This is a genomic window from Heliomicrobium modesticaldum Ice1, assembly GCF_000019165.1.
GTDB classification, from domain to species: Bacteria; Bacillota; Desulfitobacteriia; order Heliobacteriales; family Heliobacteriaceae; genus Heliomicrobium; species Heliomicrobium modesticaldum.
In genome coordinates, this window is record NC_010337.2 from 270,822 (window position 1) to 286,278 (window position 15,457).

Below are 15,457 nucleotides of genomic sequence, written 5' to 3' on the forward strand. Positions count from 1 at the left end.
AATCTTTCAATCCCCTACATAGCGGGTCATCCAGTGAAACGTTGCGCCCGGCAGTTCCCTCAGGTCTGCCATGCAGTCTTTCAATCCCCTACATAGCGGGTCATCCAGTGAAACCGCGATTATTCCATACTTGTCTCTGAGCATCTGATACCCTTTCAATCCCCTACATAGCGGGTCATCCAGTGAAACTCGTTGATTTTCTGGTCGAGATGCCACAGTCGCTGTTCTTTCAATCCCCTACATAGCGGGTCATCCAGTGAAACGTATTCTGCCGTCCTTGAGCACGATGAAATTCCCGCCGCTTTCAATCCCCTACATAGCGGGTCATCCAGTGAAACAGTAATCCCCGGTGTTCGTGGCCGCCGAGCGAGCCCCTTTCAATCCCCTACATAGCGGGTCATCCAGTGAAACCGCACGGGGTCAAGTCGAAAAAAACCAGTAAGATCAAGGCTTCCGAGCCTCTTCACCTCCCTGAAAACCGCCACTTTTTTCGAAAGGCCGACTTCTGCACGAACTCCCCCACCCTTTGCGAAAACACCATAGTTTGGAAAAGCCTACCCTTATTGTACCCCAATGAAGGCCTTTCGACAATCGCCGATTTTTCTCCTTTAAGAACAACGGTTGGCAAAGGGGCAAGACTGCGGGCAATCCTTGGCGAGTCCCGGATCGATCTCTTCGTAGACCATGCGGGCCTTCTCATCCCGCGCCTCGACGAACCACTGGCGCAGTTCGTCATCGATCAGGTGGATGTCTCGCCGTATGATCACCCGGTCCCCTTTAAAGGTCACACAGACGAGACAACCCACATCGACCGGATGCTCATAGACCGCCTCCATGACAAGGGCATACCCGGCGGTGGCCAGACGGTGAAAATCGCGGGGCTCACCGAACTTCACCTCCACGATCATCGGTTGACCGATGTTGTAGGCGTCGGCGCTCAGATGGGCGCTCAGCCCCAAAAAGGATCCATCTAACTTTTGCTCCACCACCACCGGAACGGCCAGGGCCGTCAGCGCGTCCTCGCCGATGTAGGGCTGCTTGACCAGGGCTTCCTGCAACCTCGCAATAAGTCTTCCCCGCTCAAACTCCAGCAACAACCGGCTCTTGCGCTCCAGTTCCTCCCGATCGGCCTCCGCCAGAGAAGCCAGTTCAAACACCAACCCTTCATCGAGCAGTTCCGACAGGGTCATCTCCTGTAGCTTGCGCAGGATTTCCCGGTATCCGTCGACCCCCTCCTGGTAAATCAAGCCTTTTGTAGCCACGATGAAGCGCGCCGCGAGCCCGTGCAGCAGCGACCCCTGAAACATGGCCCCGTTGGGCTTGCTCCGAGCGCCCTCGACGCGGCGAAGGTAGACATCGCGAGAAGAACTGCAATACCCGCTCGCCACCTCAAAGACCCCTAGCGGGCAGTCGTACACCGGCGACAAGGGCGGCTGGGACCAGTTCCAGCCGCGCAGTTCCTCGGCCACGCCTTCTCGCCGCGCCTTCGGCAGATAATAATGAAGCAGTTTTTTGCGTTCCTCGTCCGATAAAAAATACACAACACTCACTCCCAACAAACATCAGCGACCAGCCCCACACATTTTGTCCCTGCCGGGGCAGCCCTTCATAAGGCAGGCCCCCGCCTGGGACAGCCCCGCCGAGGCTCTGAAGCTTTTTCGCCCTCAATCCAGTCTCGCCGCCAAGGCAGCCGCTACCCGAGGTTGCCGCTGCCCACGGCAACCCCTATCGAGCGCCGCCCGGCTACCGCACCACATCCCCCAAGTCCAGGCAATAGACGCGATACTCGCAATCGCGGCAGCGGTTTCCCGGACGTTTCGGCGACGGCAGGCTTTCCTGCTTCACCATGGCGCGGATGCGCCGCAGCACATCCTTCACAAAGTCGCGCATCGGGACGGTGATCTCCACCGGCAATGTGATCTCGCTTTTTTCCGGCCGCGCCCCATCGGCCAGAGGGTTCACCAACTTGAAATAGCCCCGCCGCACCGGCTTTTGGTACAGTTCCTCCAGCAGCATGGCGTAGGCCGTCAACTGGTATTTGTGATTGAGCCCTGGGCGGCGCGATGTGGACTTGAACTCGACCGGAAAAATCTCTCCCCGGTGAACCAGGTGCAGATCGAGCTTTCCCTCCAGCCCGAGCCGGGCCGAATGGATGTAGGTGTGAAACTTCCGCTCCCCCGCCTCCAGTTCGGGATAGGCGGCCAGGGTGCGCCGCTTTTCGAGCTTGTCCAGCCGCGCATGGGCGTCCTTGCCAAAATCCATCTTCGCCGTCGGCCGGGGCTTGAGCGGCTGCACGTAGGTAAAATAGGGGATGCGCGGGCAGTAGACGTACTGCTTCACATCGGTCACTCTGAGGGTCAGCATGAGGCTTCTCCGTCGTCGCCGTCGACGAGCAACTCGGGAAGGTTCATCACCTGCATGACGAGGCGCAGATCCTTGTCACAGATCGGAAAAAAATGAATGCGCCCCACCGTCCGCCCCAGCGTTTTCTTGATCCGCTGGCGGAGTTCCTCGCGCCGATTCGTATTCAACTCGCCGAAAAAGGCGCTGTACTGGATCCGCTGCAATCCGTAATCCTTGCAAAGCTCAGAGACTTTCGTTCGCACCTTGTCCAGTTCAATGTCGTAAATCACCAACGTCTTCATCGTCACCAACTGCAGACAAAGGGCTTGTACTTCTGATCGCCCCGGAGATAAGAAGCCATCCGCCGGGCCTGCCGGAGCAGGATCGACTGCAAGGGATACTTTTTGCCGTCAAAACGCTCCGTCGCCGCCAGGCGCTGTTGAATCCGCTCCAGCAAATCCCGCTTCGTCCCATCGGCAAGCCGTTCCCCTTCCATGCCGATCTCCACCCCGGCGATCACCATCGCCAGGACGGGCCGGTCAATCACCGGCTGGCGAAACTCTTCAATGAAGTCATAGACTAGGCTGGTCTTTCCCGGTCGGTCCACATGTAAAAAACCGGCATAGGGGTCAAGCCCGGCTTGCAGCACCGCGCCCAGCACCCGGGCCTCCAGCACGGCGTAGCCGTAGTTGAGCAGCGAGTTCACCGGATCGGTGGCCCCCCGGTTCTCCCGACCGGGAAAAACCACATACCCCTTCAATAAAAAGGCCACTGCGTCCCAGTACCGCGTCGCCGCCCGTCCTTCCACCGACATGAGGGGACCGCGCACCGCATCGATGTTCAGCCCGTCAATGCCGGTCAGTTCCTGCAGGTTCTTTTCCATCAACAGGGCGGCGTCTTGCAGGTAGGCGTAGACCTCCTGGCGGGCCGACTTGCGGTACTTGGCGAAGTACTTCAAGGTATTGATCTGGTTTTGGATCTTGCCCCGCACAAAGGCCTTGGCCAGAAAAATGCTCCGCTGGTCATTGAAGGCCAGCAGTTGTTCCCGTCGCGTCTTCACCGTCGCCGTCAATCCTGGGGCAAACAACTTGGCATAAGGCGATCCCCGGAAGTCGAGAAGGTTGATCTCGATCCCGTGGCGGACGCATTCCTCGATGGCGTCCGTGGAGAGCGACGCGCCGGAGGTGATCACCGTCACCTGCTCCACCCGATCAAAGGGGACTTCCGTGACAACCTGCCCCTTCTCGCGGACGACGAGCCGGCCGCTCTTCTTGCCCAAGCTGGCACCGAACTGGGAGATGATGATATGTTGTTTTTCCGATTCACTGGCGTCAAGGATGAGGTCGAGGGGTTTCATGGGGATCACCTGCAATAAAAGTCTTATCTCAAAATTTTCCAATTAATCGCAAATCTATTCAAGTATGCGTAAAATCATCCCCAAGCCTAATACATTCAAAGTAAATTTAGAGGCCACGTCTATAGTAGACGTGGCCTGGTACGACAGGGGCTTTGTAAGAAAGAGTTTTCACTAGCCTATCTATAGGATATACTAATCTCCCCTAGCATCGAGTCATTTTTAAATGGGCTCTAGTTACTTTCTGGGTTAACTTCAGTCTCCTAAAAATCGGACAGAACCCACGCATCTTTAATAAAAAAGTCTGCTAATCCCCTGTCTGAGGCGCTGTTGGAGAATTGTCATGAAAACGCGACAATTCCCACGGGGAAATGGATATAATTAGATTAATTTCCAGAAAATTTTAAAGGATTCCCGTTACCTTTGTCGAAGTGAGTTGTTGCAAAGCAAAACACTGAACAAAGGGGGAATCCTCAGTGCAAAGCGTAGCACAGCCACTCGAAGAAGTCCAGAAAATTTTTTGTAGAACACCTGGTGGAAAAAAAGCGGGCCGACTAATTCAACATTTTACGCAGTACGCCTCAAAGGTATATGGCTTTTCGCAGATGGTCCGTCAAGCAAAGGATGGTCGCAAACAACCCCGTATCAAAGCCCCAGCCATTTTTACCGTCGCTTTTTTTGGCGCCTTTTTCTGTATGGAAAGTATGGAGCAGATGGACCGTTGGCAAAAAACCGGGGTATTCCGTCAATTGGTTCCCAAAAACATTCGATTGCCATCACATGATACGGTGCGACAAGCCTTGATGAAATGGGATCTAAAAGAGCAACGAAAGCAGCATAACTGTGTGATCCAGCGATATAAGGAGCAACGCGGCCCGCAGAAGGAAAGCATCAATGGTTGGCGAGTGACTGCCATCGATGGCGTGGAGTTATTCCACACCAAGGCCTATCGTTGTCCCGAATGCCTTACGCGCGAACACCGCGACAAAACCACCGACTATTATCATGCGGTCGTAGTCGCTCAACAGGTTGGCGGCAACGCGAACCTGATTTATGACTGGGAAATGCGAAAGCCTCAGGATGGGGTGGACAAGGATGAAGGAGAAACCACCGTCGCCCAACGATTGATCCGACGTATGGCCGAGACCTATGGAAAAATAACGGATGTATACACGTTAGACGCGCTGTTTGCCAAAGCACCCGTCATTCATGCCGCTCTGGATGCAGGCGCTCATGTAGTTGTTCGCATGAAAGAAGAACGTCGACGGATAATGAAAGAGGCAAATGCCTGCTTTGCGAACCGGCTTCCGGACTCCACTTGGGAAGAAAGAGATGGAAAAGGGAATACCGTTTACGTTCAAGCTTGGGACGAAGAGGGATTGGCACAATGGCCGCAAGTTCGCGTGCCCATGCGAATCGTAAAAATCATTCGTCATACCAACAAGACAGTCATCGAAGCAAACAAAGAAGTTTTTGTCACTGATGTGGTGGAGCGCTGGATAGCAACCACATGCTCATCCGAAAAAGCGGATACCCAGACGATCGCACAAATTGCCGCCGCTCGTTGGGATATTGAGAATATTGGATTTCGCAACCTTAAGACGTTCAACGCCTTGGACCACTGCTTCGTGCACGATTCGGTGGCGATCAAAGCGATGATCGGATTTCAAGTGCTGGCTTTTAATCTTAAGCGATTGTTTTTCTTTCACCACCTCCCTGCCTCTCGTCATCGAGATGTGCCGCTTCGATATCTCATTGATGAGATGCGCGAAGCGACGAGGTGGGTATCTTTACATCTATATCGTTGGGTCTGGGAGTGGGGCTTATCTACTGCCTAGCTGACCAAGGGTGAAAGGGTGGGATTGCCTATCGAAGCAATGGTATAAACAAGGTGTTTTTTTCCATAAAATTGCGTAGGATAAATGCAACTGTCGACTGGATAATTTAAACATTTAAAGAGAGAATTGGTATCGCCATTAAATCGGTTAACCGTAAGAGGTCGCTCATTTGCTTGGTGCTATTTCGATTGCGTAGGTTCTGAAAATCGGAGTGTATCTTCCAGTCAACTGGACGGGTAAGATTTCCATCCCCATTATTGCATATTACCCTTTAGAGATCAGTATACTCATTTTATTTTTAAGATTATGGTTTTTTACTATAGCATATTACCTAACAACATGCTTGTTTTTTATCCATATTTTTCCTAAACCAAAAACTGTTGATTTACCCACGTGGGTTAATTCTGCCCATAAGATTAAGGGTAAAAAAGAGGGCAATACTTCTCCTTCTAGACTAGCACTACCGATAATCCCACCTAATTTCAAACGACTTTCTTGCCTACTCGAATATCGCTCCCAATCCACCCAACTGTAATGTTCGTCACAAAATGCTAGGCCCGAGGAATGTTCGATATATTCCTGAAAGGGAAATTCCCATCGACCTTGTCCATGAAACATCGACAATAAGGATAACCTCCGGAGTACAGATCTCACGAATAAAACCGGATCAACGGAATGCTGCAAGCGACTATCCGATTTAAGCCGTAAAGGCGTCACATACTCCATCGTTACCTTACCGTCAAAGTTCTGCAACACGTCCCGTACTCTTTGATCAACATCCTTCCCGCCCAACGTCGGCGCCCCATCCATCCGCCATTGGTTGTCCACAAAAACCGCAACCGACTCTCCCGTAAAGGGATTCTCCCCAAACACCCGCACCATTTTAGCGGGACGCTTCCCCTTCCCTAGACCACCTTCCATGGCGACAGACAGCGCGGACAGCAGGTACGGCGCGTAGTCACAGCCTTTTCCGAACAGATGGACGGCCAACTCGAAGGTCTCTCCCGGACGCCACTCCGTCTTCCCGCCCGTGAGGGGACGCAACACGAAAGGCGGTGGGAGCTCCTGCGCGCGCCCGAAGAAGCCTTCCTGCCGTTCGGGAGCGACAGGCTGAAACAAGATAGTGACAAGACAGACCTTTTGGAACAAGCAGAAGGAGCACTCCTGCTGGGGTCCTGCCGTGCAGGCGATCTTCCGGAGTCCGTGGCCTAACACACCCCGAAAGGTAGAGCCGGGGTAAGGCGGCAGAAGCAGACCGCGAGGGCCTGCTTCCGCCACGATCCGGTAGCATTGCACGTTAAGCGGGGGATGGAGAAAGGGCGCGATAGAGCGTATATCCACGAGAAGAGGCCTCCTTGACGCTGACGAGTACGATCGGTCGGAAAATCCGGTCTTCGTGCAGTTTTTGCCGCGATGAGGAATAGGAATTGAAGGCGTCAAAGCCGCTGCTGCCGCCCATGTCATCCATCATCTGAATGAGCATCTCCCGGCTGAGCGGACCGTTTCCAGGCTTGCGGGGCTCGTTCATGTCGAAGGAAAACCCGGCTTCCAACTCCGCCGTGATTTCCTGTCCCCGGTACTGAACGAAACTACCGCGCTTGCCGAAATAGTTGACTAGGGTAACCAGTCGACTCAACCGTTCCCGCTGCAGCTCCGATAGCCCACCGATCTCGAAAGCGATGCGGATCGGTCCGTGCCAGTACACATATTGGCGCAGCCCCACCGTCTGTTGGTAGGTTTCGTCGCCATCGCGGGCTTCTTTTAACACTTTGACGAAGTTGTTGTTGACGACCACCGCCTCGGGAACCTGAAACGCAATCGTCAACGGACGGATCCAGGCAAAATCCTCTTCGCCCCGCCCATCCAGCCGGAACGACGCGTCAATGAGCGCCATTTTGACCACATAGGGCGTAGGGATGAGATGACTTTTGCCGCCCGAACTGGTTGCGCCGGATACTTTCAGGGAAAACAGGTTGCTCGCCGAAAAGGCGGCTAGGAGCCACATCGGGGTCACTCCCCTCACAGCTTTTTGGCCAGGTCTGTCACCAGCCTGGCGAATTGGGACAGGCTGTCAAATTTATAGCAATTGATTTCGTTGCCCTTCCAGCGATTCAACTCTTGGACGACGGCCTGTATTTCCTCTCGGTATCCATCGGCCAGAGGAGAGATGGTCGGGGCCGGCGTCTTGTTATAGGAAACAGAAATCACGCCCGCCATATTGACCATATGCGGGTGCTGGGTGTTGCGGTGGGCGCCATTCAATTTGACGAAGGTGTGCAGGATGCTTTGCAGCATGGCCCGTTTGCGCTTCGACCGCTCCGCTTCATCGAGCACGTACTCACGGGTTACATCGTGAAAGCCGATGCGATCCAGTTCCACGTTCAAAACGAGGGCGTACTCGCCGGAGTTGGCCGGGCGATAGAAGATGTTCTGTCCCGTGTTGGAGCCGTCTTCCGAACCGGAGCCGCCACTGCGGCTTTCGGCGTCGAACTTGACGTGGAAATAGGACTCAGTCCTCGTTTTCTCCGGCACGCCGACGAGCCAACCGAACTCGATCACGGACTTACGGGCAACGGACCGTTTTCCCTCGGTGATCAGGATCCCTTCCAGATCGTCGACAGTGCAGTAGCGGATCAACTCGCGCAGGGTTCCGATATTGTCTTTCGTGTCCAGTTTCTCGATGGATTTGAAAAAGTCGCGGTCCACGTTGATTCGGTTCGCATTGACCCGTTTGCAGCCCGAACAGATGGGCAGGCCCATCTCGGAGGCGATCTGGGCCAGGTTTTCATTTTGGATATGTTTAAGCATGTCCCCGCTGATGGCGTTGGTAACGGCCAACTGGCCCGTTTGATCGACAATATGCACCATGCGGGTTTGAAGTTGGTTTCCCTCGGCCCCTTCGTTGTTCAGGCTGTGCATGTCCAGGGTGACCCGGGCGCAGAGCGAAATTGACGAAATCGTCATCGATGATTCACCTTCCCTTTCATCTTCACTCTCTCTAATCTCCAGTATCTTTGCCGTTCTCCGTATCTGCGCTGGTTTCGGTCTTCACGCTTGTTTCGGTCTTCCCATCCGTTTTCGTCTCTTTTTTCGTTTCCGTTTTTGCCGAACCGAAAGCGGCCAGCAGCATGGCCACCGGTTCCGAACCAAAGATGTCGATCAGCGCAACCACCTTTTCGATGGCGTCATCGGAAACACTCGGCCGCCGGTACAACTCGCCGGCGCCTTTTTCAACCGCTTTTTTCGCCCGCACTTCCTCTTTGCGGGCGTTTTCTTTGTTGTAATCGCTGACGAAATCGCCGATGAGACAAATCAGTTCCTGCTTGGAACGGGATTTTCGCTTTAGGTCGCTAAACAGACCGTACCGGATCTCATACTCCTGCCGTCCTTGGCTCTTGCGGTATTGCTCCACGACGGTTGATCGGCGAATGGCGTCGGCTATCGCACGAAATCCTTCATCTTTTACGATGTCGCTGAATGGCTTGCTCAAAGATGTCACCAACCTTTCCAAGTGCCTCTGTGAAAGACCGAGGTAACCCCGCTTCTGGTTGGCCGCCTGTTTGAACACAAAAGCCCCGTAGCTGGCGGCAAAATCCAGGAGGTTTTTCAGCTGTCCTGATGAGATGAAGTCACGGTATTGGTAGAGCAGTTCCGCCTCTTCCGAGTGCTCTTCATCAAGACCATACATGATGCGCCGGTGCTCTTCCAGGATCTGCTTCCAATCGTCGGCGTCTTGAATGGTTTCGATAGGGAACCAGCCCGGAAGTCCGATGGTATTCACGTTGGTCAGCGCCTTGCCCGAACCCAGGCTTTTGAAGTAGGCTGTGGCAATGCCCGCGATGACCTGTTTGGGGAGTTTCCAGCGGGTCTGTCGCTCATTATGTTCCTGGAGTTGCCGTGAATGGTCGATTAACTTTTCCGCCAGTCCGATGGCGTTGTGAATATCCAACTGGCAGGAAGTCCGTTTCCCCAACGGCAGCCGGACAAAGTCGTCGGCAAGCTTTTTCAGTTCGTTGAAACTCACCTCGCCTGGAACGAGAACAGCGTATTTGATATCATCGCCGACATTAAATGCATTGGCGATGCAGTGAACCGCCAGGTAACGAAGGTATTCGGCAAACCAGTCCACATAGGCGCTGGGGAGTCCGGCCAGGCCCGTGCCGGTCGGCTTGTTCCGGTTGATGCCCTTGCCCACGATAGGGTTGAGGGCTTGAACGGCTGTAAGATCCGGGGCAAACCGTTGCGCCTTGCTCGACCGCTTCGCTTCCTTCGGGATAGGGTCAGGCGCGTCCAGAGTCTTTAAGCATCCGTGGCAATATGTTCGAAGTTTTTCGATGATGGCATCTTTTACGGCTTCCGGATCGGCGGCAGCAAATTCGCTCAAAAGCCGGTTATGGGAGTTGAATGCCTGAAGCACGTACATGTTCTTCAGCAGGTTATGACGCGGATTGGGCTCGGCGCCTTGCATCGTCTGGGCGACGTCGGACGTGACCGTGGCGGTTTTTTTGGCTTTTTGTTTCTTATACTGCTCCCAGTAGGTATTGGCGATCTTCTTCTCTTCTTCATAATCGTAGAGCAAATAACCGGCGGGCACATTCTTATCCTTCGCCGTCATGAAGTAGGGATATCCCGGGTCATAGGGAAGCACTTGGTCGACTGGCAATTCTTCCAATATCAGTGGCTCGTTGAGTTGGATCTCGAAGTAGGGTCCGCTGTCTTTGATTGTCGATACGGAGTCTCCAGATAGATTGTCGAGCAGGAGGGCCAATCCGACCGCCTCCAGCGCGTCGGCATAGGTTCCCGTAGAGTGGGGGACAAAAAAGCGTTCAACAATCACCCTTTTCCACCTCCTTTTCCGGGTGTGCTCTTTCCATAGAAGCCCAGTCGGCCATGCGTAGCCGACGGACCAGGTATAAGTAAAACAGCCACGCCAGTTCTTTGAGCACATTGTTTCCACATTCATTGAGTTTCGGATCGACCAATAGTTTGGCGAAACGATTCCGGTCGAAACTGGATTCACTTTTCCAGGCGGACTGCAATCCAATATTCTCTAGAATGGCGGTGTCGACCGGCATCGTCTTCACCTGTTCTGACAACCAGTTCGCCACTGCGTCCGGCATCCCGCAAAACTCGATCTGCCGGTTCAACTCTTTTACGTGCGGTCCATGATGCCGGGCGATTGCCGTCATCACAGATCGCGCGATGATTTCCGCCTTCGGCAGATCGTCGGGGATCAGGCCATCTGCCACCGGCTGAAGCAATCGATCAAAGAGGTAATAGGCTCCTTCAGCGGCATGGCTCGGCTTTCTCTTGCTCTTTTCCGCTTCTTTCACGCGCGGATTTTCAGGATCGTAATCGGTATGGGCAAGGCATTCCTCTTCGACTTTTCCGGTCAGGACAAATTGATAATTCCTCGCCCAGGTCTGCCATTGCAGAGACGCCTTGCCCGCATCATGACCTGCCGCCCCAAGCCAGCTAAACGATTCGATTGTATCTGTGCGAAGACACAATAACTCTGCCCAACGCGCTACCGCAGCCTGATTGCGTTTGCCCTGCTGCTCGCACTCGCCGGCAACGGCCTGAAGGTGATCGGACAATAATTCCTTGCGGTAGCGAAATCGCTCATAGACAGGAGGCTTATCCAGCTTTTCCTTGCACTGAAAGGTTCCACTTTCCATTGTTAGGCCGATTTCTGGATGGTACGCAGCCAGTTGGGGAGATACGGCGAAGAAATACCGCCCATCCAGATCTTTTTCGTTCTTGATCTCCATCCAGATGATTTCGTCGTTTTCTCGAAAGTCCATGAACCACATGGCGCCATCTTGTTCACCTCTTAACACACGGCGAACGATCCGTCGAAAAACGCCGGGATGAAGCGAGAACAGTGGGGGCTGCCTACGCATATCCAACGTATTCGGGTCGGGATGAACAAGAAGATTGATAGACGCCGCGTTGCGAACCAGGTCACGGAGAAAATGGCTTGATTGGCTCCGCATGGCCGCGTTTACGTCATCGATGACTTTTCGCTCTGTTCGACTACGCAGCGCCCGCTGTTCTACAGCGGCGTGGATTTCGTTTACCCACGCCAACTCTTGCGTAAAGCCGATGACTTTTCCGTCCCATTTTTCCAGGCTGTCCCAGGTAGCATCCATGATTCTTCTCGCTTCTGCTTCGTCACTTGATGCATTTATGTCATTTGTTGCACTTGACGCATTTGCGGCAATAGAGACGCCGAAGTAGGGCGCGTAGTTTCTCTTCCCGTCTTCAGTGATGTCGTAGACGAAGATTGAGCCCAAGCCTCCATAACGGGCAACCCGTCCACTGCGTTGAACAATTGCGTTTGCCGGAGCGAGTTCCGTATGCAGGACATCGGCTGAGATGTCGACGCCTGCTTCCAGGACTTGTGTGGAGATAATGATCCCCCGTCCGGTGCGATCCGGTCCGAACTGTTCAGTGATCCGCCGTTCTAATCTCGCTCTGTCCTCCGGTAAAAACCGCGAGTGTAGAAGAAATAGAGGGATGTCCGATTTATTTTCGCCGAGCATCTTTTTTAGCGTTTGATAAAAACGAACCGCGCGGTCAACTGTATTGCATACGACAAGGCTGCTCGTGCGATGTTCGCTGAGAACGGCTTCCGGCGACAGGGGGATTGTCATGCGATGAATTCGACGCTCTGGCTTGACTTGACGTGATTGCGGATCGCTTTCCATTTGTTCTTCTGTGACAGTAATGGTTTTTGCTTTGCAGCGGCGAGCCACCTCATCCATCACCGTATCCGGCATCGTCGCGGTCATGAAGAGTGCAGTCATCAGCCCCTGGTAACGGCGGACCATATCCACAGCCGTCGCTAGCGATTCTCGAGGCGTCAGCAGATGAGTTTCATCAATGACTACGTATGCCCCTGACAATGCGCCGGCGACAACATTAGCCCTTCGGGGACCGACAGCGTAGGGATGAAGGATGTAGGCAGACAACAGTTGGTCAACGGTGCAGAGGATGATATCCCCCTCGAAGAGGGGATCGTCGGGAACGTCTCCGGTCTGCATCGTCACCCGATACTTGCCAGGAAACTGATCATCTAGACGTTTTTTGATTGTGGAATATAAGTTTTTTCCGAGCGTTCGAAGCGGAACGGCATAGATGAGGCGATCAGCCCAAGGCGTCCTGTTCTCCTTTGCGTATAAAAACGGCAATAGGGCTGCCCAAGTCTTACCGGAACCTGTCGGGGCGCGAAGTATGACACGTTCCTGTTCTAAAACCTCTCGGGCCACCTGTGTTTGAAACCCATAGGGTTTTTTTCCGGTAATTTGAGTGAACAGTGCCGTCAATTCGGGCTGCATTTAAAGCACCCCTTTTTCAGCGGACTTAATTACACTATTACATAAAACGCTCCTCCACCGCTCGCACTTTCCCTTCCATCGACAGCGGCTTGTCCCGGCGGTCATCGATGCGGATCGTCGTCGACACCCGCAGGGCGCCGGCTGTAAAGGGCGCTTCATGCATCTTTCGGACGACCTCGACCACACGGTCCAGTTCCCCTTCGATCACCGTCGACATGGGCGTCAACTGGTATCGGATCCCCTCGGCCTCCCGGAGCAACTGGTGGCAATCGGCCACATAGCGGCTGAGACTCGGCGAGCCAGTTCCAAGCGGAACGACGGTAACTTCTGCGATTACCGGCATCTTCATCCCTCCTCCCCTCGCAGCTCCTTTACTCCAACTCGCTCCCTACTGCGGTGTGGGCACCCGCATCGGCCTGTCGGTTTATCCATCTCTTCGATGCGATTTCCCAGGCGCACCTGGATGGCGACCCATTTCGATACCGGCCCCATTTCCTCCAAGTCATTGAATTGAACGAACAACTCATTTCCTTTGATCACACTCGCTTGGAACCGTTTGTCCCGCAGCAATAGATCCGAAAGGAGCTCCGCCATTTCCTGGCTGTTCATTCGATCATTCCACCTTTTCTCTGGAAATCCTTCACGCTCAAAGGAAAAAACGCCCTATCTTTTTTCGTCCTTCATAATCATCCTTCATATTCATCCTTCTTATTTCATCCCTCTCATTCATCTCTCTTGATCCCGGATTCACTCTCCCTATCAGCGGAGATTCGCTCGTCTTGCCGTCGATCGTCCTCATCGACGGCACTTCGGATTCACCATCCTCATCAGCAGGGAATTGCTCCCGCTCTATTCAGCCTGTCCACTTCCAACCGTTACATATCCCAATTCGGCGCCCTACTTCTCAATCAAGTGTTTCCAATACCGCGCCGGCATGCACCGTCGCTGAAGGCGCTGGTTGATCCGTCCGGTGATCGTCACGCTCCGGAAATAGTCGCGCCAGAGATCCTGGTATACCTGTTCCATTGTCGACTGCGTAAAGTCAACAATGCCGTCCAGTTCTGTCAAGATCCACTCCTTCTGGTTATACAGGGCTGCCAACCCCCGCCGGAGGTCATGGATGATCCAGTTCTGATCGCCGAGCCGATCGACAAAATGGGGCGCCAGCAACCCGGTGATGTTGTGATCAGGCTCCATGGGCGCGTAGTAAACGTTTCCTTTTAAAAGGCGAAAGCGGAGCAATCCGAGCATGCGATGCCGTTCCGTCCGCACCTTCTGGCTCAAGCGGTGGACCTGCAGCACCCGCTCGTCGGTCAGGTGGGTATCTACGGCGGCTCCCATGCGAAAGCCAAGGCGAAGGTATTCATAGATCGCCTTTTCCATGCCCGGCAGCTCAGACAGAAAGGCATAGGCCGTGTGGCGGCGGGCATCAGGCGAGATTTTGACCGCCATGGCCGTGAAGACTTTTTCTGCCTTTTCCGGATCGGTGGTGATCGCCACCTCCTCGGCGAAGAGATTCGTCTCAGCCCAACCCGACGGGCGGATATCGTCGGGGACCTGTCGGCGATAATAAGCCTCATAGATGGCCGTCAACAAACCATCAAACTCGCCGTCGTAACGGTAATGCAGCATCCCTATCTCAGCTCCTCGCGCTTCGAACGGAAATACGCTTGCGGGCCAGGTGAGTCTATGCCTGTCTCAAACTATCCCTTCCGATAAGCGATCGGATCGCCTTTCCCCAGCAGCCGAAACCCTTCCAGGCGCAACCGGCAACTGTTGCACTCCCCGCAGGCCGGTCTTTCACCGTAATAGCAGGTGAGGGTCAAGTGCAGCGGTGCGTCCAGATCCAAGGCAAGGCGGATGATGTCAGCCTTGTTCATCTCGATCAGCGGCGTGAATACTTCCACGCTCCGCCCCTCTGTACCCGCCTTCGTCCCTACGTCGATCATCCGTTGAAAGGCAGCGATGAATTCAGGCCGGCAGTCGGGATAACCGGGGTTGTCCAGGGCGTTCACGCCGGTGTAGATCCGCCGGGCACCCACCTTTTCGGCAAAGGACAAGGCATAGGCCAAAAAAAGAATGTTTCTTGCCGGCACATAAGTGGCCGGAATGGCAGTCGCAATTGCAACCGGGTTCTTTTCTGCACAGCCCATCGCTTCCATTTTGGCGACAGCGGACCCGCCCAAAGGAGCGGCCACCTCCGGTCGGATTTCCGTCGATGTCAGCGCGCTGGCGGCGAAGACCGCGCCCAGATCGATGATCTGATGGTGCGCCCCATAATGACAGGCCACTGCCTGCGCCGCTTCGATCTCCCGGATATGCCGCTGATTGTAAGCGAAGGTGAGCGCAAAAATATCTTCACCCCGGCAGTCGGCCAAGGCCATGCAGGTGGTCGAATCCAATCCACCGGACAGGATGACGACGGCTCGTTCGCGATAAGCATCCATGCTCTGTTCCAACCCTCTCCTGCACATCTTGCTGTAACGTTCGTTCCCTCCCAAATGTACACGACTTGACGGCGCTTTTAGAGTCTGTCTAAAAACCCCCTCAAGAGAGGGCAAAAAGCAAGACGTTTTTATATG

General features: G+C 54.1%; 14 protein-coding genes and 1 CRISPR repeat array (1 of these 15 running past the window's edge). Of the genes, 1 reads left to right on the forward strand and 13 read right to left on the reverse strand.

Translation table 11 applies throughout. The features are described 5' to 3' along the window. A CRISPR array of direct repeats spans positions 1-411; the repeat unit is 37 nt; unit sequence CTTTCAATCCCCTACATAGCGGGTCATCCAGTGAAAC; it begins 891 nt to the left of the window's first position. A gap of 197 nt (positions 412-608) precedes the next feature. The 4 genes from cas4a to cas1 all read right to left on the reverse strand — a co-directional run bounded on the left by cas4a (position 609) and on the right by cas1 (position 3,700). After that, a complete protein-coding gene (gene cas4a, locus HM1_RS01215; RefSeq protein ID WP_012281422.1) occupies positions 609-1,541 on the reverse strand; it encodes a type I-A CRISPR-associated protein Cas4/Csa1 in 933 nt (310 codons plus the stop codon). 202 nt (positions 1,542-1,743) lie between these two features. Further along, entirely contained in the window at positions 1,744-2,364 is a 621-nt protein-coding gene (gene cas4, locus HM1_RS01220; RefSeq protein WP_012281423.1) for a CRISPR-associated protein Cas4, read from the reverse strand. Next, entirely contained in the window at positions 2,358-2,645 is a 288-nt protein-coding gene (gene cas2, locus HM1_RS01225) for a CRISPR-associated endonuclease Cas2 (RefSeq protein ID WP_012281424.1), read from the reverse strand. Before cas2 ends, cas4 begins: the two co-directional genes overlap by 7 nt. Before the next feature lie 2 nt (positions 2,646-2,647). Then, positions 2,648-3,700 carry a CRISPR-associated endonuclease Cas1 gene (cas1, locus tag HM1_RS01230; RefSeq protein ID WP_049754001.1) on the reverse strand — a complete coding sequence of 351 codons (1,053 nt, stop codon included), beginning with the start codon at positions 3,698-3,700 and terminating at the stop codon, positions 2,648-2,650. Positions 3,701-4,173: 473 nt separating this feature from the next. Here cas1 and HM1_RS14985 point away from each other — a divergent pair, with 473 nt between their 5' ends. Further along, positions 4,174-5,535 (forward strand): transposase, encoded by a 1,362-nt coding sequence (locus HM1_RS14985; RefSeq protein ID WP_012281426.1) that lies wholly within the window; start codon positions 4,174-4,176, stop codon positions 5,533-5,535. 327 nt (positions 5,536-5,862) lie between these two features. Here the strand turns inward: HM1_RS14985 and cas6 are convergent, their stop codons facing one another. The 9 genes from cas6 to queC form a co-directional block, all read right to left on the reverse strand. Further along, on the reverse strand, positions 5,863-6,684 hold the full coding sequence (gene cas6 / locus HM1_RS01240; RefSeq protein ID WP_187147793.1) for a CRISPR system precrRNA processing endoribonuclease RAMP protein Cas6: 822 nt from the start codon (positions 6,682-6,684) through the stop codon (positions 5,863-5,865). Positions 6,685-6,832: 148 nt separating this feature from the next. Continuing rightward, a complete protein-coding gene (locus HM1_RS15650) occupies positions 6,833-7,540 on the reverse strand; it encodes a hypothetical protein (protein WP_012281428.1) in 708 nt (235 codons plus the stop codon). Positions 7,541-7,554: 14 nt separating this feature from the next. Beyond that, positions 7,555-8,499, reverse strand: a complete 945-nt coding sequence (locus HM1_RS01250) for a DevR family CRISPR-associated autoregulator (RefSeq protein ID WP_012281429.1) — start codon at positions 8,497-8,499, stop codon at positions 7,555-7,557. Between the two features lie 34 nt (positions 8,500-8,533). Then, positions 8,534-10,372 (reverse strand): hypothetical protein, encoded by a 1,839-nt coding sequence (locus tag HM1_RS01255; protein ID WP_012281430.1) that lies wholly within the window; start codon positions 10,370-10,372, stop codon positions 8,534-8,536. Continuing rightward, positions 10,362-12,875, reverse strand: coding sequence for a CRISPR-associated helicase Cas3' (cas3, locus tag HM1_RS01260; RefSeq protein ID WP_012281431.1), 2,514 nt, complete (start codon positions 12,873-12,875; stop codon positions 10,362-10,364). Before cas3 ends, HM1_RS01255 begins: the two co-directional genes overlap by 11 nt. 37 nt (positions 12,876-12,912) lie before the next feature. Further along, positions 12,913-13,218: an MTH1187 family thiamine-binding protein gene (locus tag HM1_RS01265; protein WP_012281432.1), complete on the reverse strand. Its 306-nt coding sequence runs from the start codon at positions 13,216-13,218 to the stop codon at positions 12,913-12,915. A 2-nt stretch (positions 13,219-13,220) separates the two neighbouring features. Continuing rightward, positions 13,221-13,484, reverse strand: a complete 264-nt coding sequence (locus HM1_RS01270; protein WP_012281433.1) for a hypothetical protein — start codon at positions 13,482-13,484, stop codon at positions 13,221-13,223. A gap of 288 nt (positions 13,485-13,772) precedes the next feature. Next, positions 13,773-14,507 carry a TIGR03915 family putative DNA repair protein gene (locus HM1_RS01275; RefSeq protein WP_012281435.1) on the reverse strand — a complete coding sequence of 245 codons (735 nt, stop codon included), beginning with the start codon at positions 14,505-14,507 and terminating at the stop codon, positions 13,773-13,775. Positions 14,508-14,578: 71 nt separating this feature from the next. Then, positions 14,579-15,322, reverse strand: coding sequence for a 7-cyano-7-deazaguanine synthase QueC (gene queC / locus HM1_RS01280; protein WP_012281436.1), 744 nt, complete (start codon positions 15,320-15,322; stop codon positions 14,579-14,581). Positions 15,323-15,457 lie beyond the last annotated feature (135 nt).